Consider the following 23,870-nt stretch of genomic DNA (forward strand, 5'->3'; position numbering starts at 1 on the left):
AATAAGGATTGTTTAGCATCGCTGAACGAACAACTTCCATGTTATTTTTTAATCTATCAGAAGCATATTCAAGCAAACTACCATTCTGTTTCACTGCAAGAGCCACTATATCTTCGTTATCTTTTAACCCATCAGAAACATATTTAAGCAAACGACCATCCTGTTCCACTGCAAGAGCCACTATATCTTCGTTATCTTTTAACCCATCAGAAGCATATTTAAGCAAACGACCATCCTGTTCCACTGCAAGAATCACTATATCTTCGTTATCTTTTAACCTATCAGAAGCATATGCAAGCAGACTACCATCCTGTTTCACTGCAAGAGTCACTATATCTTCGTTATCTTTTAATCGTTTAGACACATATCTAAATATGTTGGGATATTCAAGCATAAGCTTAGACACAACTAATTCATCATCTTTAATTTCATCTGATGCATAGGTAAATGAATCAGGATTGTTTAGCATCGCTGAACGAACAACTTCCATATCATTTTTTAATCTATCAGAAGCATATTCAAGCAGACTACCATCCTGTTTCACTGCAAGAGTCACTATATCTTCGTTATCTTTTAATCGTTTAGACACATATTTAAATATCTTAGGATATTTAAGCATAAGCTTAGACACAACTAATTCATCATCTTTAATTTTATCTGATGCATAGGCAAATGAGTAAGGATCATTTTGTATCGCTGAACGAACAACTTCCATATCATTTTTTAATCTAGCAGAAGCATGTATCAATGCAGTAGAATCATACTTAGATAGTTGAAGAATTTTATCTTTATTATCTATATCGGCTTTAGAAAATACAGTACCGTATTCTGTTAATAGGGTTGTCGACACCTGTTTTGAATAAAAGCTTCGAGGTACCTTTACTTCAGGTCTATAAATACCATTGATTAATCTATTAAGTGCCTTCTCATTTGAAGTAGAAAGTAAATACGCTCTATCTAACTGAGGTAATTTACGAAATAATTTAATTAGAGACAAACCTATACCAGTTTTAGTATCTTTACCTAAAAACATAGATTGTTTATTTGGCGTTTTTTCTAAATCTATCAATTTATAGCTTTCATCGCTTAAGCCTGGAATATGTTGCCGAACACGTCCAATTTTATCACTCAATTGTTCTCGAAGACTCATCCAAGCCACTTGTTCAAATACAGGCTGATCAAAACTAGTGCTATATATTGTATAACCAAAACGGCTTTTTCGCTTTTCAACCTCACTTCCTGGCTCTAAAGCAAAAAAGACGAAATCATCATTTGCAAGTTTATCGACATCATCTTTCGTTGAATTCAGCTTACAGAAATCTATATTTTTCGATTCCAATTTTTTCCTTGAAAATATTTCCAATGCCCCTGATGGTTTAATAATACTGGCGTTTGATGCATGTGTAACAATAAACGGTGTAGCTTGGACATACTTGAGAAATTCTATTTCTTGGCTATCTAATCGAGAAAGGCTTCGATATAATCCCCTTAAATTATCCTTCGATACTTTTTTCATATAATCAATACCAGTAACTAATTCATTATTAAAATCTTTCCCCCACATTTCACCGTGCGTAAACATATGACCATACGACTTATCAGAAATCACCTTACGCAAATATCGAGTTATAATATTAGACGATTTATTTTTAATTCTACTACCCTCAAGGTCATTCATACTCTGCATATAAGGAAAACATACACTCGAATTAGTTACCTTTATATTATCTCTATTATTTCCTATTTTTTCTTTTCGTGAACACTGATTAAAGCTAGATTCAATTTTTAACATATATCACCCTTATAATTAAATGAAAACTTACAATATCTATAATGTAACTATTGACATCTACATATTCTATTTATTAATGAGTTACAGGTATTTAATAAAATGATGACTTACCACCGATGTATCATTTTTATGGCTGATTTTGTAAAATAGCTTCGTTCTTCGAGGGAAGTATTGACATAAAAGCAAGAACAATTACAGTTAGGCACAATAATTTCAATACCTATCAAGATGAAATTATGAAGAAAAAACACTCACCCTTATGAGCACTTTTAGAAATGTTTTATACTAGCTCGATAGGTTAAAGAGTTTTCATATTTTTCTTATTAAAACAAAAGGTAAATCAAATTGGCTCAATACGTTTATAGTATGTATCGAGTGGGAAAAATTGTTCCACCGAAACGTCATATTTTAAAAAATATCTCTCTGAGCTTCTTCCCGGGGGCTAAGATCGGTGTTTTAGGTCTCAACGGTGCAGGTAAATCCACATTACTGCGCATCATGGCAGGTATTGACACAGACATTGAAGGGGAAGCACGCCCTCAACCCGGCATCAAAATTGGCTATTTACCACAAGAACCAAAACTGAATCTTGAGCACACAGTACGTGAGGCGGTTGAAGAAGCGGTAAGTGAAGTCAAAAATGCGCTAACTCGCTTAGACGAAGTGTATGCGCAATATGCCGATCCTGATGCTGATTTCGACAAACTGGCGAAAGAACAAGGTCAACTGGAAGCAATTATTGCCGCACAAGATGGTCATAACCTCGATAACCAACTGGAACGTGCTGCTGATGCATTGCGTCTTCCGGCTTGGGATGCCGTCATCGGAAACTTGTCTGGGGGTGAACGCCGCCGTGTGGCTATCTGCCGCCTGCTGCTGGAAAAACCAGACATGCTACTACTCGACGAACCAACCAACCACTTGGATGCGGAATCCGTGGCTTGGTTAGAGCGTTTCTTGCATGACTACGAAGGCACTGTTGTGGCAATTACCCATGACCGTTACTTCCTCGATAACGTTGCAGGTTGGATCCTTGAACTTGACCGTGGTGAAGGTATTCCATGGGAAGGTAACTACTCTTCTTGGTTGGAACAAAAAGATGAACGTCTGGCGCAAGAAGCGTCAACGGAAGCAGCTCGTCGTAAGTCTATCGAAAAAGAACTTGAGTGGATCCGTCAAAACCCGAAAGGTCGTCAATCGAAAGGTAAAGCACGTCTGGCTCGCTTTGAAGAGCTTAATAGCGTGGAATATCAAAAACGTAACGAAACCAGCGAACTGTTTATCCCACCTGGACCACGTTTAGGTGACAAGGTTATCGAAGTGGAAAACCTGAGCAAGTCTTATGGTGATCGCGTACTGATCGATAATCTGAATTTCTCTATTCCGAAGGGTGCAATCGTGGGGATCATCGGTCCAAACGGTGCGGGTAAATCTACCCTGTTCCGTATGATTTCCGGTCAAGAGCAGCCAGATTCCGGCTCAATCACCTTAGGTGATACTGTGAAGATTGCCTCTGTGGATCAGTTCCGTGATGCAATGGATGACAGCAAAACTGTGTGGGAAGAGATTTCCAACGGTCAAGACATCATGCGTATCGGCAACTTCGAGATCCCAAGCCGTGCTTATGTTGGCCGCTTTAACTTTAAAGGCGTTGACCAAGGTAAACGCGTAGGTGAGCTATCTGGTGGGGAGCGTGGTCGTTTACATCTGGCAAAACTGCTGCAAGTTGGCGGTAACGTACTGCTGCTCGATGAACCAACCAACGACCTCGACGTTGAAACCTTACGCGCACTGGAAAACGCCCTGTTAGAATTCCCGGGCTGTGCAATGGTGATTTCCCATGACCGTTGGTTCCTTGACCGTATCGCAACGCACATCATCGACTACCAAGATGAAGGCAATATCACCTTCTTCGAAGGTAACTTCTCTGAGTACGAAGATTACAAGAAACGCACTTTAGGTGCGGATGCGCTGCAACCGCACCGCATTAAGTACAAAAAAATGACCAAATAATTCGTTTATTACGATCGAAAACGGCCCCTTCGGGGCCGTTTTTTTATGCGGAAAGCGAATCATCCAGCATCAATAATTGCTGAACCAAAGAAACGCACTCTAAGAAACGCGAATCGTAGTCCGACGACTCCACATGCACAAATTCAATATTATTTTTCTTCAGCATTTCAATCAGTAATGTTTGAAACTCCATTCGGTCTTTATCACTGCCTAAGCTGCGCAGACCATCCGCTACCCATGGGGTATTATTTTCCAGCAAGATAACGAGATCAAAACGGTACTCATCAATCAACGCCTGCACAAAAGGGTGTTCTCGCCCTTCATAACGCAAACAGAATGCTTGCGTGGTGACAAAATCCGTATCAATAAATGCCACTTTATTCGCATATTTAATCGCAAAATCAATATATTGAGCATGACCTAACGCGATTTTATCGTAATCGGAATATTGCAGCGCCATCTCATCACCGCCAAGGTGGCTAAACACATAATCGCGCCCATATTCCCACGCACTGGTGGTATTGAAGATATTGGCCAACTTATTGACGAGGGTGGATTTACCGCTTGATTCGCCTCCTAACACCGCCACTTTACGCACAAAGAATGGTTTCACTTCAGTTGGAATATATTCCCAATAGCGGAATGGCGCTTGGCGAATTTGATTGCCGCTAATATTCATAAATGTGCGCTCAGGATCGATAAGTAGGGTTTCGATCCCAAGGTGTTTTTTATAGCGATGTACATCGTGAGGCTCACCGGAATAGATAAAGCTAGGGTTGATATTGTGCTTTTTCATAAAGCCTTTCATCCCATCGCTCCACACTTCCCAACCGTGAGGATACGGTTCAATCCCTTGCTCATCAAAGGAGTGAATATGGATATTTTTCTGATACTTAAAGGTTTGCAATAACCAACGCAGGCGGTCACTGACGGTTGGCTGTTGTGACATGGAGCTGTTCACAAACAGCTCTTTATCACGAGGCTCGTCGTGGCAGAGGATCACATGCAGTTCATCCACTTGGCTACAAGCCCGTTGAATCAAATAGATATGCCCCGTATGGAGTGGATAAAATTTCCCAAAAACGACGCCGATAGTTTTTTGTTGAAGCGGATACTCCAATCCTAAAAAACGATGAAGCGCCGCGATTTTGTGGGCGCTGGGGCTTTTAATTTTGTCGTTAATTAACTGGCTGAGATAGCCTTTGGTCATCTCTGTCGCATCAGCGACTTGCTGCAAGGTGTAACCTGCACCTTTGATGGCACTCTTTAGATACTCAAATTCAGCCATATTATTTGTCCTTTCGCTTTTATTCCCTTTTTAACAGAGAATATTTTCTCTCACTATCTCACCATTATCTAAATGATCCGTGTTGTCGTTAAGCACAAGCAAAAACGCAACAGCACGGGGCATGACGATAATTTAGAACTCATCGAGAATACTTAAAGCATCCGCCAACTTCTTCACCCCATACACTTTCATGTCGGCCGGTAACTTTTTCGGCATATTGGCATGAGGAACAATAGCACGCTTGAAACCATGTTTTGCGGCTTCGGAAATACGTTCTTGCCCGCTTGGAACTGGGCGAATTTCGCCTGCCAGCCCCACTTCGCCGAATACCACAAGGTCACGAGGTAACGGGCGGTCGCGGAAACTTGAAACTAACGATAATAGCAGCGCGAGGTCGGCACTGGTTTCCGTCACTTTCACCCCACCCACTACATTCACAAACACGTCTTGGTCAGACATTTGTAATCCGCCGTGGCGATGCAGTACCGCCAGCAAAATTGCTAAACGGTTCTGTTCCAGCCCAACCGCTACACGGCGTGGATTGGACATCATGGAGTGGTCGACAAGGGCTTGGATCTCCACCAGCAATGGTCTCGTACCTTCCCATACCACCATGACAGAACTGCCCGAGGTAATTTCATCTCCACGACTTAAGAAGATGGCGGACGGGTTACTGACCTCTTTCAAGCCTTGCTCCGTCATAGCAAATACGCCCAGCTCGTTGACGGCACCAAAGCGGTTTTTGTGGCTACGTAAGGTACGAAAACGGTTGTCGGCATCCCCATCGAGCATAATGGAGCAGTCAATACAGTGCTCAAGCACTTTTGGCCCCGCCAGCGAGCCATCTTTAGTGACGTGACCCACCATAATAATCGCCACGCCGCGCGTTTTCGCGAATCGAGTCAGATATGCCGCGGTTTCACGCACTTGTGCCACACTACCCGGCGAGGATTGAATATCCGCCATGTGCATCACTTGGATGGAGTCGATAACCATCAGCTTAGGCTGCTCTTGCTCTGCGGTCAGGCAAATTTGTTCAATACTGGTTTCCGACAGCATATTGAGTGAGTCAGTCGGTAGCCCTAGGCGATGAGCGCGCATGGCGACTTGCTGTAAGGATTCTTCCCCTGTGACATACAGGGTTTTCATCTCCCGCGAGAGTAAGCACATGGTTTGCAGCAGCAAGGTACTTTTCCCCGCTCCGGGATTCCCCCCGATCAGGATGGCACTGCCCGGCACAACCCCACCACCTAGCACGCGGTCAAATTCTTTAAATCCGGTGGTAAAACGTGGTAGCTCTTCGAGGCTAATTTCAGAGAGTTTTTGGACTTTACTGACGCCCGCCGTATTACCAGCATAGCCCGTCAGCCTATCCGTACGCGCCGAAGTCGTCGATGCCAAACGCACTTCCGTAATGGTATTCCATGCATTACAGGCACTACACTGCCCCTGCCAGCGCGGATAATCCGCCCCACACTCATTACACACAAATGCCCTTTTCGCACCTTTCGCCACAGCCACTCCTTAATCACCCAATAAAAAACACCAAACTCGTTAATTATCTATATCTTTGACTTTCTTTTTCTTAAATTCTTTGGTTTATATCTTCCACAAATTTTCTAAATAGTTCGGCGTTGTTGGTAGGCGGCAATTGAGGGTATTCCTAAGAGCATACACAAGTATGTGACTAGGATAGCCGAAAGCAGCCAACAACGTCGTAGCGTGAAATATGACGAAATTCCACCCATTTTCTAAATAGTTTGCGTTACGACTAGGCGGCAAGTGAGGATATCTCGGGGAGCATACACAAGTATGTGACCCGAGTAGCCGAAAGCAGCCAACAACGTCGTAGCGTAAAATATGACGAAAATTAGCGCTCTTCGTGCTTGAGCCCCCCACTGAGGACACATAGAACACCCATTAAGTCTGCGTGCTTAATCCCCACTTTCGCCCTTGCAAACACTTTGGGTTTCGCGTGGTACGCTATTCCCAGCCCTGCTTTTCTGAGCATTTTCAGGTCGTTTGCCCCGTCACCGATGGCGACGGTTTGCTCCATTGGGATATTCAGTTTTTCCGCCAATTTAACGAGGGTTTGTGCTTTGTATTTTGCATCGACAATCGCCCCTTTGACTTTACCTGTCAGTTTGCCATTTTTGACTTCGAGGTGGTTGGCAACAGCCGCGACCAGTTTTAATCGCTGGCGTAGGTTATCGGCAAAGAACGTAAATCCGCCGGAAGCAATAGCAATATGCCAATCCATCGCTTGTAGCTTACGAACTAAGCTGGTTAACCCCGGCATTAACGGCAAGGTTTCAAGAACTTGGTCAAGAATAGCCGCATCAGCACCTTCGAGTAGTGCCACACGCGCACGTAGACTTTCCGTGAAATCGAGCTCACCTTGCATGGCGCGTTCAGTCACTTCAGAAACTTGATCACCGACCCCAGCTAGACGGGCAATTTCATCGATACACTCGATTTGGATCGCGGTAGAATCCATGTCCATGAGTAAAATCCCAGGGGAACGTAAGCGTGGAATTTTTCCGAGTGGTACCACATCCAATTGGCTTTCATCCGCCAGTTTTTTGATGCGAGGGGTAATGCTGCCCGCGATGCGGACAACTTGGTAATCATCTATGCGCCAAGAGGAGACAATCACAATCGCTATCCCTAAACGCTGCTGGAAATCACTGATTCGCGCTTTATCTAAACCGCGACCATATAACAACCACCCAGTGTCCCCTGCACGATAATCCAATGGCATCACTTCTTCACCACTTAGCGATAAGGGTAAACCCGGCCATTTTTGAATTTCATCAGGCAGATAACAGTAGGTCAAACTCGTTGGCATGAAAATTAGCTCCTGTTGTGGATACAACTTTTTTATAATGTATACCCTGCATAAAATTACTATACTTAAATTTTCCAGCAAGTTAACGCTTCATGACTTTGCTAATTGCGATAAAACAGACAAAGAGCACGATTATTCCTATGAAACTCCCATTTAGGCTGCACAAAACCGTTATTATCATTGTTTGCGTTGCGCTGATAACCTTCTTAATGCACGGGGTTTCATACTTGGGATATAGCCAAAGTCAAAGCCGGCTGGAACAATTTAAGCAACTAACTCAAGTATTAGCTGAGCAAGTGGCATTCAGCTTATCCGATTATGTGGTTCCCGGCAGCAAAGATTTTAATTTAGAACGAATTAATGCCAATTTAAATCATCTAGCGAAAGATCACTATATTTTAGATGCCAGCTTGTACACGGCGGCGGGCGCATTAGTCACCCAAGTAGGTGAACCTGCCAGCGTTAAAGAGCGACTTTCCCTTGAGGGCAACACGGGACTACAAAATTTTCACTACCAATTAGTGATCCCAGTCCAAGGCGCCAAAGAACCTAATGGTTATTTGCGCCTTACCATTGATACCGAATCGCTCACTACCGACCTTCAACAAGCAGATAACACCACCAATATTATGCGCGTGTTCATTCTATTATCTTTATGTATTGGGTTTATTTTGGCGAATACCCTGATGCGCTTGAAGAAAAAGAAAGGTCAACAGCAATTGATAGTCGAACCTGACGAAAACACGGAAGAGAATGAAGATAAGCCCGAGGTGCAGAACAATGGGGCAAAAGGGGCGCTAAATACGCGTAGCCCCTTAAAATCACCACGCGCAAAAAGGCGTAAAGTGCCTAGCCCCCATCGACCAAGAAGGGTAGCGCGCAAGTTGTCAGAAAAGCAATAATAGCCAACTTTGTCTAGATTGACGTCGTATCAAACACGATCGGCGCAATTAGCTCCACTTTTCCGTTAGCTAACAAAGTCTCGGGTGGCATCGGAAATGGTGCAGCTCGTTCGATAGTGGCTAACGCTTCTTTATCGAGGATCTTGGTGCCAGACGAGTTAATCAAGCTGGCACTCACTAACTTGCCTTGGTTATCCACAATAATTTTGACTTGAGAAACGCCCGTTGAACGAAAACGCAATGCGGCGCGTGGGTATCGCTTTGCTTTCGCTAACCGTTGATGAACTTCACTTTCCCACCCATGATGACCACTGACTGGTGCAGCGGCACTGCTCGCAAAATTCGCACTGCTATTCGAAGCACTGCCAGAAGTTGGCACCGAAGTCACTTCTGATTCTTGAGTAGAAACGGGGGCTTCCTCCACCACTTTTTTCTCTTGAACTGGCTTTTTCTTTGGCGGACGTTTTTTCTCGGTAACGCGCGTTAATGTCCCATTATCAACTAGCGGGGTTTGTGGCAATTTTTCTGCTTTTTCCACCACTTCAGGTTCGACTTCTTCACGGGTTGCCATCTGCTGTTTGGGTGCATTATTGACTTCAGGCTCCTGCTGCTGTTCCAGTTGATAAAGCCCTAATTGTAAAGAGATTGCGGGTGGTAAAACGCCAGTTTTTGGTAGGTTTGATGTAAACCACCCAATAAAAATCATTGCCAGTATTCCATGGAAAACAAGACTTCCACATAAACCGCCCAGAGGACGAAAAATTGGGCTTCCCAGCTGCCCCACACTGCTGTTCATATTTTGCCTCACATCTTTATTTTTCGCTGATTATAGGCATAATACAAATCAAAATGATATTCATTATTATTAATAAAATAACAATAGTAACTACAAGGTATTGATTTAATTTATAAAGTCAATTTGAGCTAATTATTAAACTATTTTCACTTTTGACACCAGAAAATGACTATCGATAAATCCCTTGCCCGCAAAATCAGCGGCGCATATCAATCAACCTATGGTCAGCTTGTGCGATTTTTCCGCAGTCGACTAGGTAATAGTAACGATGCGGATGATTTATCACAGGATGTGTTTACACTATGGCTAAACCGTAAAGCGCAGGATCCTGTGAAGGAGAACCGTGCTTATCTGTTTAAAATCGCTAGCAATGTGCTAATTGACCATTGGCGACGGAGTCATCAACAGAGCCAGTCCCATACCTCGATTGATGACGTGGCGCATGAGCAAAGTTTTGAGCAAACCACCGCCGACCCTAGCGAAATTTTAGAGCACCAACAGCGGATTGTGCGACTTGGCGAGGCAATTGATCTTTTGCCTCCTCGGCGTAGAGAAGCCTTTTTGCTGTATCGCTTTGATGGCTTATCTCAAAGTGAAATTGCAGAGCGTATGGAAATTTCGATCAGTATGGTGGAAAAACATATCTCAGCTGCATTAGTGCATTGTAAAAAATATTTAGACGATCAGAGCAATCATCCGTAATGGAAAACAACCAAACCCAGCAGCCAAAAAATACTTCGTCAGTCGAGCAACAACGCATCGACGAAGACGCGGCGCTGTGGTTTACCCGTGTCCATAGTCAACGGCTGAGTGACCAACAATCTCAAGAATTTAAAACCTGGTTACGTGCTTCCAAAGCCCATGCAGATGCCTATGAAGCGATAGCCGGAATTTGGCAAGATATTGAAAAAGTTCCGCGCCCAGCACCTATCAAGCAAACAGCTTCAAAATTCGGTTTTTCATCGTTTTGGAAGCCTCTCGGTCATCTGGTTGCCGCCTGTTTTATCGCTGCCGTCCTGTTTTTACCTTACAGCCAGCTTCCGGCCATGTTGCTCAATAACATGACGCTGGTTTCCACTGACTCGACCAAAGAGGTGACGTTGTCGGATGGCTCTGTGCTGTTTCTCAATCGCGATACCCGCATTCGAGTCGCTTATGAAACGCCAATCCGCCAGCTCTATTTAGACCAAGGTTCCGCTTACTTTAAAGTGAAATCCAATCCGTATCGCCCGTTTGTGATCAACGTGGATCAGCGACGTATTCAAGTGGTGGGAACTGAATTTGAAGTGAATAAAAAAGGCGAGCAAGTCGCGGTCAATGTCAGCCAAGGCATTGTGAGCTTTCAAAGTGTCAACAGCCCAAAAGCCGTATTACTGCTTGCTGGACAAGGGGCACTAAGCCCGAGTATTAATGGCCAAATCGCACTCAATTCAGTCACCCCGCAAGAAGTGGCAAGATGGCGTTTTGGTGAGCTCAGCTTTGTGGATAAGCCCCTTGGCGAAGTTCTGTCTGAATTAAAAACCTATTCCGACTTTCAGGTTGAACTCTCTCCGAGCAATTTAGCCAACCGGAAAATATCAGGCCGCATTAACCTTCAACAACCAGATGCCTTTTTTCAGGCACTTCCCTCGCTCCTTCCTGTGCAAGTCGTGTATCAGGATAAAAATAACCTTTTGATTATCCAAAATAAAAAAAATAAATAAAAAATATTTTCATTTGCAGGTGAGGATAATTCTCATTTCACCCTCTTCTTAAGTAGCTTCATTTTTATTGAATACTTTTTAGCACATTTTTCGTGCAGCTTAAGAATAAGGGATATCCATGGCAATTCAATTCACACTCGGTCGATTCAAGCCGATTGCGCTGTCACTGGCGGTCACCAGTGCGTTAGTCAGCCAATCTGCTATCGCCCAAGAAATCACTTTCTCATTACCAGAACAAGGATTGGCAAGTGCGATTGATCAAATCAGTCGTCAAGGTCAGGTTTCACTTCTGTATGACAAAAGCCAGCTCAGCGGGCTGCGCGCTCCCGCCCTTTCTGGCAGCTATACCCCACAAACCGCATTACAAAAAATTCTTATTGGTAGCGGGTTAGAGCTGGTTAACGAAAACGGCATGTTGGTTATTCGTCCTCAAAACTTAAACCAAGGAACGCTAGTTTTACCTGAAACCCAAGTATCAGGCGTGGTACAAAATCACCCTGCCATGGATGTTATGTCTGCGCCGCAATATGTCACCTCAGAAGAGATCAGCCAAAAAAATACCGGTGACGGCAATATTACCGATTTAATGAAAACCAACCCTGCCGTGCAGTTTGCGAATAACGATAGCAACTCCATGAACCAAGGGGAAATTAAGCCTTCACGTATTTCTATTCATGGTTCCAGTAGCTACCAGAACGCTTATCGCCTTGATGGCGTAAGCTTCAACAATGACTTTGACCCTGCCGACAGTGGCTTAGGCGAAACCGCCACGCGACTGAGCAGCAGCGACCAAGGGATTTACATCGACAGCCGCTTGATTGATAGCATGGCAGTTTATGATAATAACATCCCAGTGGAATTCGGTGGCTTTACAGGAGGAACCGTTGAGGTAAACAGCCGCCGTTGGCAAGGTGAAAATAGCGCTCACGCGTACTACCGTTTAACCCGTTCTGGTTGGAATAACCTGTTCCACGATTCAACCCAAGCTATTGATACCACCAAGAACGATACTGCCAACCCAGCTCGTTTCCAGAATCGCTACGATAAAAATGATTTTGGTGGCTGGTTTGAATTGGGCGTGACGGAAAATTCAGGTGTGGTGTTCTCAGCGTCTCGCCGTAGTTCAACAATCCCGATGACGGTGACGGGGGGTGAAGCCTATGTTTTAGAAAATAATAAAATTGAGCCTATCTACTCTGACTCGGGTAAAAAAAATCAGCGTCGTACCTCCGATAACTACTTTTTGAAGTATTCGATGAATTTATCAGAGAAGAGCTCATTAGATTTATCAGCCAATTACGCCTCTTATGATAGCCGCTTATTTTCTTCATCAATCAGCAATTCTGGCTATGACTCCACCCATGATGGGTTAGGTTTGACTGCTGTCTTCAAGCATCAATTCGATTTAGGTCAATTTGAAGCAACCGCCAATACACAGAGTTTGAAAGATGACCGCAAGAATGACCAAAAATATTCGTTAATGGTTCGCGCATTTGAATTTGATGATGACTTTAACTACAAAGGTACCACGGAACGTAATAGTGGAGGACTCGGGGATTTAGAGTCGAAACAAAATACCCATAGCCTAAAAACCGTCATGCGTTTTAATCCGCAAGAAGATAGCTTAGGGTTAACTCACCAGCCAACCGCAGGGGCTGAAATCAATTACACCAAAGGAACTTATGTCCGTGACCATGATTATTTCCAATATACCTATTCTGGAAATCTTATGGGTGATGACTACTCTGGGAGCTTAACGAATATCAGCCGCTTTAAAAAAGGCAGCTACTCCGCGGATTACACCAATTACGCCATCTTCCTGGATGACAATATTCAATTTGGAAAATTAACCTTACGCCCCGGCGTTCGTCTCGATCGCGATGACTTTGTTAATCGCACCAACGTTGCCCCTCGCCTTTCAGGTACCTATGACTTATTTGGCGATAAGAAAACACTGTTGATTGCTGGCGCGAACCGTTATTACGGTCGTTCAATGCTAACTTATGCTCTGTATGGGGCTCAAAATGGTGGCATGCAAACATGTGCAGGATATTTCGAGCCATGTTCCCTGATCCCTGAAAATAATGAGTGGGACAACAAAAAAGACTACGAAGGGATCGACTCCCTTAAAACCCCTTATAACGATGAGCTAACCCTCGCGCTGCAACAAGAAATCTTATCGACGACTTGGCGCTTACAATATGTTCATCGTGAAGGCTACGACGAAGTTCGCACCCGCACCAAATACAACAGCCGCGATGAAGATAAACGCAGCATCCGTATGTACGACAACGGTGGACGTAGCTCTCACGATACCGTGACATTATCCGTCAACAACAGCCAACCGTGGGAATGGGCAGAGGCATCCCATGTCATGACCGCCTCGTTCACATGGCAGCAAAGCGAAAGTAATACACCAAAAGACTCTGGCTATAACTCATTCGATCCGGGTAACAAAGTTAACCTCAACAAAGTGTGGTACGACGGCAAAGTGATTGATTCATCAAAACTGCCATCAACCAGCTTTAACTCGCCAATTAAGCTTAACCTAGAAATGACCAGTGTTTGGGATGAGTATGACGTCACTTGGTACAACCGCCTGCAATGGTGGGGTTCTCGTGACCAAGCCGTCCGCTATGACAACGCTTACTACACCGATCCTGAGTATGGTCAGTTACGCAAATACACCAAACAAAACTTTGCGAGCAAATACACATGGGATACCCGCCTAGGCTGGAAACCTGACTTTGCTTACGGATTTGGTTTCTCGGTGGAAGTGAATAACGTACTGAATAATAAAAATATTGCAGACCGCTTTATGTTCAATGACCGCACTATCAAATCTTATGATCCGGGTCGTCAATTCTGGCTGCAAGTGAATTACGATCTCTAAGTGATAGCTGTGAGCAATGTCAAACACATAACCAAGAAATCGAGTCATGAAGACCATTAAACAATTTTTCTATTTAGTTAAACCTTTTTGGGGGCAGCGTGCTGCCCTTTTGTGCTGGGTGCTGCTGTTTGCCTCGTTAGGGCTAACCCTTTCTTCCGTTTGGTTCAATGTCAAAATGAACATGTGGAACGGGGATTTCTATAACGCCCTGCAAAAGCTAAACGGACAAGCACTGTATGGGCTGCTGCAATACTTTGTGATTTTAGTTAGTGGTCTGATTTTTGTGGTCGTAATGGGCACCTACCTCAAGCAAATGCTGATTATCCGTTGGCGCAAAGGCATGACTGAGCAAGTACTTGGTCGCTGGCTTTCCGGCAACAGCAAACACTATATGCTGAGGCTCGCATCCCAAGAGCCCGACAACCCAGACCAACGTATTGCGGAAGATATTCGCTTACTGATTGAATCCACGCTGAATCTGTTAGTCACTTTCCTGCATTCAATGCTGACATTGATCTCCTTTGCCGCGATTTTATGGACGCTTTCAGGAAGCCTCTCATTTAATTTCGCCGACAGCGATTGGATCATTCCGGGCTATATGTTCTGGGCCTGTATTATTTACACCATCATCGGGATCGCGCTAACCCAGCTGATTGGCTTCCCTCTGCGCCGCCTGCATATGGATAAACAGCGCCGTGAAGCGGATTACCGTAGTTCGTTAATCAATTGCCGCCAACATGGAGACGCCATCGCAGGGCAACGAGGTGAACCACAAGACCGTAAAGAGCTGATGACCCGCTTTAGCGAAATTATCCGTAACTGGAACCAGTTGATCCGCTGTGAACGTAATTTATCGTTTTATACCGTCGGTTATCAACAAGTGACCGCCCTCGCCCCTGTGTTGCTGGCATTACCTAAGTTTTTAGCGGGTGAAATTATGCTGGGCGGATTAATGCAGTTACGCCAAGCATTCACCAGTGTAGCAACCTCATTGGGCTGGTTTATTTTTGCCTATAAAGAGATTGCAGCATGGCAAGCCACCGTAGCGCGTCTGTATAACTTCGTGGTGTTATTGGAAAACGATAAAACCCCAGAAGCCACTATTAACGAAGATAGTAAACCATTAACAGCAAACTTGAGCCTGTTTACGGCAGATCATCGCCCACTGCTGAGCACCGTTGATCTTAGTATCAATAGCGGTGAGCTGATGTTGATCTCCGGTCGTTCTGGTATTGGTAAATCCACATTACTGCGCACACTCAGCGGCCATTGGCCATTCTTTGACGGAAAAATCACTCGTACGGATAACGTCGTCTGGATCCCGCAGCGCCTTTATTTACCGATAAGCCGTTTAGATAACTTATTGGCTTACCCACAAGATGCCAGCCAATTTACGGCTTCGGATCTGAAATATGCGCTAACCCTTGTTGGGTTGGAAAAACTTCATTCACAACTCGCTTTGGAAACCGATTGGAATAACCGGCTTTCTGGCGGTGAACAGCAGCGCATTATGTTTGCGCGACTGCTCCTGAATCGACCGAAGTTAATGCTATTGGATGAAATGACCTCCGCTCTTGATGAGCCAAGTGCCCTAGCCTTGCTGAATATGCTAAAAGCCCAGCTCCCCGCTAGCAGTATCGTTTTGGTTAGCCATCAAGGCTTTATTGATCAATTAGCTGACAAGCATCTGCGTTTATCTGAAACAACGCAAAATACGCCATTTATGACAGGAGCCCCAGAATATGCTTCGTAAAATTACATTGGTCGCCGTCGTTGCGGCTCTTTTAGGGGGCTGTGTTAACAGCACGCCTCGACAATCTAGCGAGCAAATATTGCTGCCAGTACGCCAAGATCTGCAACATTATCAACTCGATAATGGGCTGCAAGTTTATCTGCTTCAGCGCAATCAGCCAGGGGTTGAGCTGCGTTTATTGGTCAATGCAGGTTCATTGCAGGAAACCGAACAGCAACTTGGTTTAGCGCATTTTACTGAGCATATGGCTTTTAAAGGCACTCAACATTTCCCGGGTACCACCGGCTTTAAACAGTTAGAACAGCAAGGGCTGAAACTCGGTAGCCATGTTAATGCGATCACCAGCCTCAACAGCACCTTATATAAATTATCATTGCCAAATGCCACCCCAGCGCAAATCAGCACAGGATTACAAGTGATGGCGGATTGGGCGGCAAATATGACCTTCGATACCGAGGCATTTGAAAAAGAGCGCCCCGTCATTATTGAAGAGTGGCGCTTACGTCAAGGCATGGGCTATCGCATTAATGACAGCCTCGAAAAATTGCGTTACCACGGTAGCCGCTACGCAGAGCGTAACCCTATTGGCTCCCTTGATGTGGTTCGCCAAGCTCCTATTGAACAAGCCAAAGCCTACTACAAAACGTGGTATCAGCCTCAGCGCATGAGTTTATTGATTATTGGGGACTTCAGCGCATCAACCGTACGCAATGAAGTAAAAACCTTGTTTGCGTTACCGAAGCCGGAAAAAACTTCCCAAGATTCTCCAGAATGGAAGCGCTTTGCCGACTCCAACAATATGCTTGTTCAAGGGGTATTTGATAAAGAACAAGGCGCCCGCTACGTTCAGTTTTCACTGCAAAAAAATATTTCCGCACCGCTGAATACTCGCCAAGGTCAAACCGACGATCTGATGGATAATTTATGGTTAACCATCTTGAATCAACGTTTTTCCGTGATGGTCGATAATGGTATTTTGCCGTCCATTAGTATTAATGAACAAGGGGCAATGCTAGATAACCAACGCCTTCAGCAGCTGATGATTATCCACCCGAAAGGCAATGATTATGCGGGCGCCACCGAAATTCTGTTTACTGAGCTACAACGCTTAGCGAGCGAGCCTGTGACTCAACAAGAGCTGGATAGCGCCAAGCAAGGGATGTTGAAGAAACTTAGCCAACAAGCGGGTTCCGAGCAACGTTACAGTAATGAATACTTAGCAGGGCAACTGACCACCGCACTCGAATATGAAATGCCGATGTGGAACAAACGCCAGCAGTTGGATAATAGCTACCAATTAACAAAAGATATCAAGCCACAAGATTTGCAGCGTCATGTGGCTAGCCTTTTACAGGTCGCATCCCCACGCTTAGCGCTGATTGGCCCTGATACCGATGAAAAGGCGGTGAACAAACAAACCTTCAGTGAACAGTGGCAACGAATTCGCCAAACACAACCGGGCCCGTTCACGTTGCGCTCTCAAGCCATTAGCCTGAAGTTGCCTGCCGTAGCAAAAGGTACAATTACCGAGCAAGCATCACTCCCTATCGAAAAAACGGAACAGTGGACGCTCAGTAATGGCATCAAGGTGATTGTTAAAACGGATAAAAATCTCAAAGATGATATTCAGTTTAACTTACAGTTACCGGGTGGACGTTCCCTTGAAACGCTGCAAACCGCAGGCTTAACCGACTGGGCAATGAAACTGCCAGAAAGCAGCGGTTATGGCAATTACAGCGCCCGTGATTTGGCGTTATTAGCCAAACAAAATCAGGTTAGCGTTCGCCCTTATAGCGAGCTGCTCAACCACGGTTATCGCGGTAAAACCCCGGTTGATAATCTTGAAACGGCGTTGCAGTTACTGAATTTAAAACTGACCGCGCCGCAATTTAGTGGTGAAAAGCTGGAACAACACAAACAAGCTTTTGCGCTGAACTTGTCGAAAATGCCCGTTGAGCGTACATTCCTCGACCATATTAATCAGCAAAGTTACCAACATGGTGAGCTATTGGTGATTTCCCCTGAAGGAGCTTGGAAAACCTTTACCGCTCAGCAGCTTCAACAAGCCAACCGTCAATTACTCACCTCGACTTCAGATATGACATTGGTGATCACCGGCGCGATGAATGCCCGCGAGCTGAAACCACTACTGGAGCAGTGGGTTGCGACGCTGCCTGCCCATGATGGCAAACTGGCATGGCGCAACCAAGGGATCATGCCGAAGATGACGAGCTTTAATCAGCAATATCCGATCAGTAGCAGCGATAAGAGCATGATCAGCATTCAATTTGCAGCGCCCGCACAGTGGTCACAACAAGATCAACTTGCTCTGCAACTGATTGATACCATTGTTAGCCAGCGCCTACGTAGCGAATTGCGTGAGAAAGCCAGTGGTATCTATGCCCTGAGTTTCTCGCAAATGTTAGCGAAAAAACCACAGCCGTATTACACCGGACGCTTAAATTTCACCACCGCGCCAGAACGCGCTTCAGAAATGGTAACTTTAGCGCACAATACTGTTGCGCAGCTGCGCCAAACGGGTGTGACGGAAAAAGAGTTAACGGAAGCCAAAAATATTTGGCTCACTGAAAATGCGCAAGTCACGGATAGCGCAAGCTATTGGACTGAAGCCCTCGCACAAGTTGCGGCGGATGATGGGCAATATCAGCGCCTCATGCAAGAACGCGCGATGATTGAGTCCTTAACACTCCCACAGATAAATCAATTAGCTAGTAAATACTTAGGTCAAAATCAGAAAGTATTTATGATGACGCCTTAATCTGAGAAAGAATCAGCCCGTGAATACAGCGGGCTGATTTATTTGTTTTTCACCGTATTCTTAAAAAAGATAAAATTCATAATTAATTTTTGGAAAAAAATCTTCGTACATTATTAATTACTCTCTTGAACACATGTGAAATTATCTTTTTTAAACTTAAACTCTTCATTAACTCTTCTGCATCGATATTTTCTTTAGGTTTCAATAACTCGGATTTACTTTCAACACTGATTTTTTCATATCCCTTCAATTCGTTTATTCTATCTCTCGAATAAGCCGTTATGAAATCATTAACCTGCTCAGCAATATTTTTATGTGTATAATTTGATATTTTCTGCATTAATTCGGATGAATACTTTTCAATATTTTCAATTGGTTCTTCTTTCAAGCAATCTATAATTGCCATTTTAAACTCATTTAACTTACGTGGTGTAATATCTTGTAATGAATTTACGGAATTTATTGCATACCAAAATCGACCTATCGGACTTTTATTTTTTCTAATATAGACTTCATGTTTATCCAAATATTTATTAATAATATTATTAATTTTTTTACAAACCAATTCATTATCGTATTTTTTTAGTATTCCCTGTGCATTAAACATTTCTCTTTCAAAGAGCTCAGGGTTTTTACTTGACTTTAACTCATTAAATTTCGCCTTAATTTTAGACTTAATCAATTTTAATGACCTATACGAAATCCCATTGAAAATCACTTTAATTTTAATTGCTTCCTCTATCGTATGACTAGGAAGAATTTTTTGAAAATCAGATTCTTTCTCACTTAAATTCAGCTGATTTAATTTATCTTTTATTATTGAAACCCCTCTGGTAAAACTATTTGCCTTCTCACCAACGACTTCATTCTTCGGTTTATCAATCAATTCGTCACAATGCTCCATTTTTTCTATAATGACATCATTTGTAGTATCACCCTCTATTGGTGTGGTTTTTTTTATTGAATTATTAGAAAAATCATCATCACATGCTTTTCGAGTAGCCTCTTTAGCAAGAATATCTTTTCTTTGCTCCATTTTTATTTTTTTAGTAGAAAGTGGCTGTTCAATAGGTAGAGAAAAACAATTTTTACTTGCTTCCATACCTTTATTAAAATACTTATCAATTTTTTCTTTCGCTTTCCCGCTCGCAGCTATGCTCCATGCTTTAGTTATTTCTTCCCAGCCTTCCGCGCCATTGTTTTTGGCTGCTTTAATTTTATCGATGATAATATAGCTTTTCCTTTCGAAAACCTTTGGGTTTTTGATTATCGCCTTTACCATGTCATTCAATGAACAGTCCACTAACGCAGCAGATTGAGATTTATTTTGAAAAATCTTCATATACATTCCTTTTTGAATAAACTATCTTTGCTTTAAAAAAATAGCTTATTCTTGGTATACATTAAGAAATAAGCTATATTGAGGGTGGTTAAATTACTTCATTAAAAACTTAGTTAAATGAACTTTTATGAACTTTATAAGCATCGCGTAAACCCAATTCATTTTCTCTAGTTTTAAATTTCATTTTTAACAGATAAAGTGCTTTAATTAATTCTTCAGTATCCTTTTTGAAACTTGACAAGTTATTTTCATTATCTTCTTCCATATCAACATCCTCAATCGAAGGAAGAGGATTATTATTTTTACTAAGTACACTCTCTTTACATTTTGTAGATATTAATTGATCAGCTTTCACCGAGCTTATAAAATCAACTTGTTCTGTGTCCAGTTGCATTTTTTCAAAGAGCATACCCTTATCAGTTAACTCTTTCTCTTTTTTATTTTCAGTCAATTTCATTTCAGAATTAATATTCTCTTCACTACGATAAATATCAATACCGAATTCACTATCAATAATCGCACTAATTTTTCCACGTACAAGTTCATTAGCACTTTTCGTTTTAGATATAATCTCTTTTTTAATTCCCACACTATCTAGGAAAGAATATTTCTTATTAATTTTCTTAAATTTATATCTCATTTTTCTTAATGTTTTTACTGAAACATCTTCACTACCTAATTTACATTCAACGGCCTCAACGGCTGAATGATGGTTTCTGATAATTTTTGCGACAAACCATTTCATTGATTTAATCAAGCTTATTTTGAGCAGATGAAATAAAGTATCCAATCGTTTTATTCAATGCACTCTTGAATCCGGATTTTTTCTGAGCATCATGATTCACTTCCTTATTTAAGAATATATTATTATTATTTTCAATTGAACTATTTTTAATAAAAGACATACTCACTACCTTCGTTTAAATTAAATAAAAATAATAATATATCCCTCAACTTCTTTACGATATCAAATATCGCTACTTATATATTTTCTATATAAAAATCAATATTCCCCGCATTAATATTCCCCGTATTAATATAAAGAGGCAAGCCATTTACTTCATTGACATACATTGCTTTTAATGTGATTAATATTCTTCTCAAAAACGATAATAAAAGGAAAAGTTTGTGAACAACGTAATAATACGTAGAGCCACCTTGGACGATGTCCACGCTATCACACAAATGCATGCTGATTACTCCGCTTATGCCAACACTTTGCAACTGCCTTATCCCACTGAGAAAACGTGGGAAGCACGGCTGGGTGCCAATGATCCGCTGGTGACTCAATTTGTCGCCACACTGGATAATGTAGTGGTTGGGCTACTTGTCGTGCATCAACCTGCACAAATACGCCGCCGACATGTGGCGAGTTTCGGTATTACAGTGAGCCAAGCTTTTCAAGGCAAAGGAATTGGTTCGAAATTAATGCAAGTTATGGTGGATTACTGTGACAATTGGCTCAATGTTCACCGCATTGAATTAGAAGTATTTGCCGCTAATGGTAGCGGCTTAGGTCTATATGAAAAGTTTGGCTTCAAGCAAGAGGGCATTTTGCGCGATTATGCATTTCGTGATGGTCAGTATGTGGATGCTATTGTGATGAGCCGAATTAAATCAAAAAGTTAAGCCGATTTATAAATCAAAAATGCCACTTTTAAAGTGGCATTTTTATATTCAGATTAAAGCTGAATCAACGATTATTTATCGCCTAACAAAACTGAATCCAGCGCGATTTCAATCATTTCATTGAACGTAGTTTGACGCTCTTCTGAAGTGGTTTGTTCGCCAGTTTTGATGTGATCAGAAACGGTACAGATAGTCAGTGCACGAGCACCAAACTCAGCAGCAACACCGTAGATACCTGCAGCTTCCATTTCCACACCGAGGATGCCGTATTTTTCCATTACTTTAAACATGTCTGGGTCTGGAGAATAGAACAGATCCGCAGAGAACAGGTTACCAACACGAACGTTTACGTTACGCGCTTTTGCAGCTTCAACCGCGTTATGCACTAAGTCATAATCTGCAATTGCCGCAAAATCATGGTCTTTGAAACGCTGACGATTTACTTTAGAGTCAGTACATGCCCCCATACCGATAACCACGTCACGCAGTTTCACGTCATCCATTACTGCACCACATGAACCCACACGGATCAGCGTTTTAACGCCAAAATCAGTGATCAGCTCTTTTGCATAGATGGAACATGAAGGAATACCCATTCCATGACCCATAACGGAAATTTTACGACCTTTATAAGTTCCTGTGAAACCTAACATACCGCGTACGTTATTCACTTGGCGAACATCTTGAAGGAAAGTTTCTGCAATGTACTTCGCGCGCAGTGGATCACCCGGCATCAGTACGACGTCTGCGAAATCACCCATTTCTGCATTAATATGTGGAGTAGCCATTTGTATTCCCTTTTAATCATTAAAATTGTGCACAATAAATAAGGCAGTTTCCTGCCTTATTTTCAAATCACCCTATCGCAAGCTTAAAACATCGGCTTACCGTATTCCATTGGTGATAAATCAAAATAATTCGCGACTGTCTGGCCAATATCCGCGAACGTTTCACGGTGACCTAAAGAACCTGGTTTAACTTTTGGTCCGTACACCAGCACTGGGATGTGTTCACGAGTGTGGTCTGTACCCGGCCAAGTTGGGTCGCAACCGTGGTCAGCGGTTAAGATCAGAATGTCATCTTCTTTAACCAGTTTCAGCATTTCAGGTAAGCGGCTATCGAATAACTCTAATGCAGCAGCATAACCGGCAACATCACGACGATGACCGTATGCTGAGTCAAAATCGACAAAGTTAGTGAAAACGATAGTGTCGTCACCCGCAATTTTCATCTCTTCTAAGGTTGCGTCAAACAGCGCGTTGATGCCCGTTGCTTTGATTTTTTTGGTAATACCAACGTGAGCGTAGATATCGGCAATCTTACCGATAGACACCACTTCACCTTGTTTTTCTTCCACTAATTTTTGCAGTACGGTTGGCGCTGGTGGCTCAACCGCTAAGTCATGGCGGTTACCCGTACGCTCAAAGTGACCCGCTTTGTCGCCAACAAATGGACGCGCAATCACACGGCCGATGTTGTAACCACCTTTAGTTAACTCTTCACGGGCAATTTCGCACAGCTCATACAGTTTGTCTAAGCCGTAAGTTTCTTCATGGCACGCGATTTGGAATACAGAGTCCGCAGAGGTGTAGAAAATTGGCTTACCCGTTTTCATGTGTTCTTCGCCCAGTTGGTCGAGGATCACAGTACCTGAGGAGTGGCAGTTACCTAAGTAACCCGGTAAGTTGGCTTTCTCTACCAGTGTATCCAGTAATTCTTGTGGGAAGCTGTTTTCATGTTTCTCGAAATAGCCCCAATCGAACAGAACAGGAACGCCCGCAATTTCCCAGTGACCTGACGGTGTATCTTTACCTGAAGATAACTCACTCGCATAACCATATGCACCGATAATTTCTGCATTTGGATCCAGACCCGCAGGGAATTTTCCGCTTGATTCTTCCCCTGCTTTTCCTAAACCTAATTTTGTTAAGTTAGGCAGGTGTAATGGACCTTTACGGCCTTTGTCTGCTTCCCCACGAGCACAAGCGTCTGCGATATGACCCAGTGTGTTCGAACCTTCGTCGCCGAATTTATGGGCATCACCTGCAGCGCCGATCCCGAAGGAATCCAGTACCATGATAAATGTGCGTTTCATATTTATTCTCCTGCGATACAGCTTATCTGTTCATCGC

18 protein-coding genes are annotated in these 23,870 nt (G+C 43.1%); 8 read left to right on the top strand and 10 right to left on the bottom strand.

Annotation, left to right across the window (positions count from 1 at the left end):
* Positions 1 to 1,792, bottom strand: a 1,792-nt coding sequence (locus tag PR799_RS16660) for a DUF4116 domain-containing protein (RefSeq protein WP_272522883.1), incomplete at its 3' end; no start/stop codon positions are given.
* Positions 1,793 to 2,137: 345 nt separating this feature from the next.
* On the opposite strand from PR799_RS16660, the gene ettA reads away from it, so the two are divergent.
* Positions 2,138 to 3,805, top strand: a complete 1,668-nt coding sequence (gene ettA / locus PR799_RS16665) for an energy-dependent translational throttle protein EttA (RefSeq protein ID WP_154628348.1) — start codon at positions 2,138 to 2,140, stop codon at positions 3,803 to 3,805.
* A 43-nt stretch (positions 3,806 to 3,848) separates the two neighbouring features.
* Here ettA and nadR read toward each other — a convergent pair whose 3' ends face one another.
* The 3 genes from nadR to serB form a co-directional block, all read right to left on the bottom strand.
* Positions 3,849 to 5,093 carry a multifunctional transcriptional regulator/nicotinamide-nucleotide adenylyltransferase/ribosylnicotinamide kinase NadR gene (gene nadR / locus PR799_RS16670; RefSeq protein ID WP_272522885.1) on the bottom strand — a complete coding sequence of 415 codons (1,245 nt, stop codon included), beginning with the start codon at positions 5,091 to 5,093 and terminating at the stop codon, positions 3,849 to 3,851.
* Between the two features lie 132 nt (positions 5,094 to 5,225).
* Positions 5,226 to 6,608, bottom strand: coding sequence for a DNA repair protein RadA (radA, locus tag PR799_RS16675; protein WP_272522887.1), 1,383 nt, complete (start codon positions 6,606 to 6,608; stop codon positions 5,226 to 5,228).
* 355 nt (positions 6,609 to 6,963) lie between these two features.
* Positions 6,964 to 7,941, bottom strand: a complete 978-nt coding sequence (gene serB, locus PR799_RS16680) for a phosphoserine phosphatase (RefSeq protein ID WP_036950248.1) — start codon at positions 7,939 to 7,941, stop codon at positions 6,964 to 6,966.
* Positions 7,942 to 8,081: 140 nt separating this feature from the next.
* Here serB and PR799_RS16685 point away from each other — a divergent pair, with 140 nt between their 5' ends.
* The gene (locus PR799_RS16685; RefSeq protein WP_154628350.1) at positions 8,082 to 8,843 is read left to right on the top strand and encodes an AhpA/YtjB family protein; all 762 of its coding nucleotides are present in this window, start codon (positions 8,082 to 8,084) and stop codon (positions 8,841 to 8,843) included.
* Between the two features lie 13 nt (positions 8,844 to 8,856).
* Here PR799_RS16685 and PR799_RS16690 read toward each other — a convergent pair whose 3' ends face one another.
* A complete protein-coding gene (locus PR799_RS16690) occupies positions 8,857 to 9,639 on the bottom strand; it encodes an energy transducer TonB (RefSeq protein WP_272522889.1) in 783 nt (260 codons plus the stop codon).
* Positions 9,640 to 9,804: 165 nt separating this feature from the next.
* Between PR799_RS16690 and PR799_RS16695 the strand changes: the two genes are divergently transcribed.
* From PR799_RS16695 to PR799_RS16715, 5 genes are all read left to right on the top strand, one after another.
* Positions 9,805 to 10,341: an RNA polymerase sigma factor gene (locus tag PR799_RS16695; RefSeq protein WP_272522891.1), complete on the top strand. Its 537-nt coding sequence runs from the start codon at positions 9,805 to 9,807 to the stop codon at positions 10,339 to 10,341.
* Positions 10,341 to 11,342 carry a FecR family protein gene (locus PR799_RS16700; RefSeq protein ID WP_272522893.1) on the top strand — a complete coding sequence of 334 codons (1,002 nt, stop codon included), beginning with the start codon at positions 10,341 to 10,343 and terminating at the stop codon, positions 11,340 to 11,342. The genes PR799_RS16695 and PR799_RS16700 overlap by 1 nt, the downstream gene beginning before the upstream one ends.
* A 118-nt stretch (positions 11,343 to 11,460) precedes the next feature.
* Positions 11,461 to 14,235 (top strand): secretin and TonB N-terminal domain-containing protein, encoded by a 2,775-nt coding sequence (locus PR799_RS16705; protein ID WP_272522895.1) that lies wholly within the window; start codon positions 11,461 to 11,463, stop codon positions 14,233 to 14,235.
* Positions 14,236 to 14,281: 46 nt separating this feature from the next.
* On the top strand, positions 14,282 to 15,988 hold the full coding sequence (locus PR799_RS16710) for an ABC transporter ATP-binding protein/permease (protein WP_272522897.1): 1,707 nt from the start codon (positions 14,282 to 14,284) through the stop codon (positions 15,986 to 15,988).
* Positions 15,978 to 18,767: a M16 family metallopeptidase gene (locus tag PR799_RS16715; RefSeq protein ID WP_272522899.1), complete on the top strand. Its 2,790-nt coding sequence runs from the start codon at positions 15,978 to 15,980 to the stop codon at positions 18,765 to 18,767. The genes PR799_RS16710 and PR799_RS16715 overlap by 11 nt, the downstream gene beginning before the upstream one ends.
* Positions 18,768 to 18,849: 82 nt before the next feature.
* Here the strand turns inward: PR799_RS16715 and PR799_RS16720 are convergent, their stop codons facing one another.
* From PR799_RS16720 to PR799_RS16730, 3 genes are all read right to left on the bottom strand, one after another.
* Complete coding sequence (locus PR799_RS16720) at positions 18,850 to 20,109, bottom strand: hypothetical protein (protein WP_272522901.1); 1,260 nt, start codon at positions 20,107 to 20,109, stop codon at positions 18,850 to 18,852.
* Between the two features lie 109 nt (positions 20,110 to 20,218).
* The gene (locus PR799_RS16725) at positions 20,219 to 20,854 is read right to left on the bottom strand and encodes a hypothetical protein (protein ID WP_272522903.1); all 636 of its coding nucleotides are present in this window, start codon (positions 20,852 to 20,854) and stop codon (positions 20,219 to 20,221) included.
* Between the two features lie 4 nt (positions 20,855 to 20,858).
* Positions 20,859 to 21,014: a hypothetical protein gene (locus PR799_RS16730; protein WP_272522905.1), complete on the bottom strand. Its 156-nt coding sequence runs from the start codon at positions 21,012 to 21,014 to the stop codon at positions 20,859 to 20,861.
* 223 nt (positions 21,015 to 21,237) lie between these two features.
* On the opposite strand from PR799_RS16730, the gene PR799_RS16735 reads away from it, so the two are divergent.
* Positions 21,238 to 21,738 (top strand): GNAT family N-acetyltransferase, encoded by a 501-nt coding sequence (locus PR799_RS16735; RefSeq protein WP_272522907.1) that lies wholly within the window; start codon positions 21,238 to 21,240, stop codon positions 21,736 to 21,738.
* 71 nt (positions 21,739 to 21,809) lie between these two features.
* Here the strand turns inward: PR799_RS16735 and deoD are convergent, their stop codons facing one another.
* Both deoD and deoB read right to left on the bottom strand, forming a co-directional pair.
* Positions 21,810 to 22,526 (bottom strand): purine-nucleoside phosphorylase, encoded by a 717-nt coding sequence (gene deoD, locus PR799_RS16740; protein WP_006657106.1) that lies wholly within the window; start codon positions 22,524 to 22,526, stop codon positions 21,810 to 21,812.
* Positions 22,527 to 22,609: 83 nt separating this feature from the next.
* Positions 22,610 to 23,833 carry a phosphopentomutase gene (gene deoB / locus PR799_RS16745; protein WP_132496126.1) on the bottom strand — a complete coding sequence of 408 codons (1,224 nt, stop codon included), beginning with the start codon at positions 23,831 to 23,833 and terminating at the stop codon, positions 22,610 to 22,612.
* Positions 23,834 to 23,870: the final 37 nt, after the last annotated feature.

The organism is Providencia sp. PROV202, assembly GCF_028479565.1.
In the GTDB taxonomy this organism is placed as follows: domain Bacteria; phylum Pseudomonadota; class Gammaproteobacteria; order Enterobacterales; family Enterobacteriaceae; genus Providencia; species Providencia zhijiangensis.

Bases quoted from the DNA above. Each gene is read 5' to 3' on its own strand.
- nadR (WP_272522885.1), bottom strand. From the start codon at position 5,093: ATGGCTGAATTTGAGTATCTAAAGAGTGCCATCAAAGGTGCAGGTTAC.
- serB (WP_036950248.1), bottom strand. From the start codon at position 7,941: ATGCCAACGAGTTTGACCTACTGTTATCTGCCTGATGAAATTCAAAAA.
- PR799_RS16685 (WP_154628350.1), top strand. From the start codon at position 8,082: ATGAAACTCCCATTTAGGCTGCACAAAACCGTTATTATCATTGTTTGC.
- PR799_RS16690 (WP_272522889.1), bottom strand. From the start codon at position 9,639: ATGAACAGCAGTGTGGGGCAGCTGGGAAGCCCAATTTTTCGTCCTCTG.
- PR799_RS16695 (WP_272522891.1), top strand. From the start codon at position 9,805: ATGACTATCGATAAATCCCTTGCCCGCAAAATCAGCGGCGCATATCAA.
- PR799_RS16700 (WP_272522893.1), top strand. From the start codon at position 10,341: ATGGAAAACAACCAAACCCAGCAGCCAAAAAATACTTCGTCAGTCGAG.
- PR799_RS16705 (WP_272522895.1), top strand. From the start codon at position 11,461: ATGGCAATTCAATTCACACTCGGTCGATTCAAGCCGATTGCGCTGTCA.
- PR799_RS16710 (WP_272522897.1), top strand. From the start codon at position 14,282: ATGAAGACCATTAAACAATTTTTCTATTTAGTTAAACCTTTTTGGGGG.
- PR799_RS16715 (WP_272522899.1), top strand. From the start codon at position 15,978: ATGCTTCGTAAAATTACATTGGTCGCCGTCGTTGCGGCTCTTTTAGGG.
- PR799_RS16720 (WP_272522901.1), bottom strand. From the start codon at position 20,109: ATGAAGATTTTTCAAAATAAATCTCAATCTGCTGCGTTAGTGGACTGT.
- PR799_RS16725 (WP_272522903.1), bottom strand. From the start codon at position 20,854: ATGAAATGGTTTGTCGCAAAAATTATCAGAAACCATCATTCAGCCGTT.
- PR799_RS16730 (WP_272522905.1), bottom strand. From the start codon at position 21,014: ATGTCTTTTATTAAAAATAGTTCAATTGAAAATAATAATAATATATTC.
- deoD (WP_006657106.1), bottom strand. From the start codon at position 22,526: ATGGCTACTCCACATATTAATGCAGAAATGGGTGATTTCGCAGACGTC.
- deoB (WP_132496126.1), bottom strand. From the start codon at position 23,833: ATGAAACGCACATTTATCATGGTACTGGATTCCTTCGGGATCGGCGCT.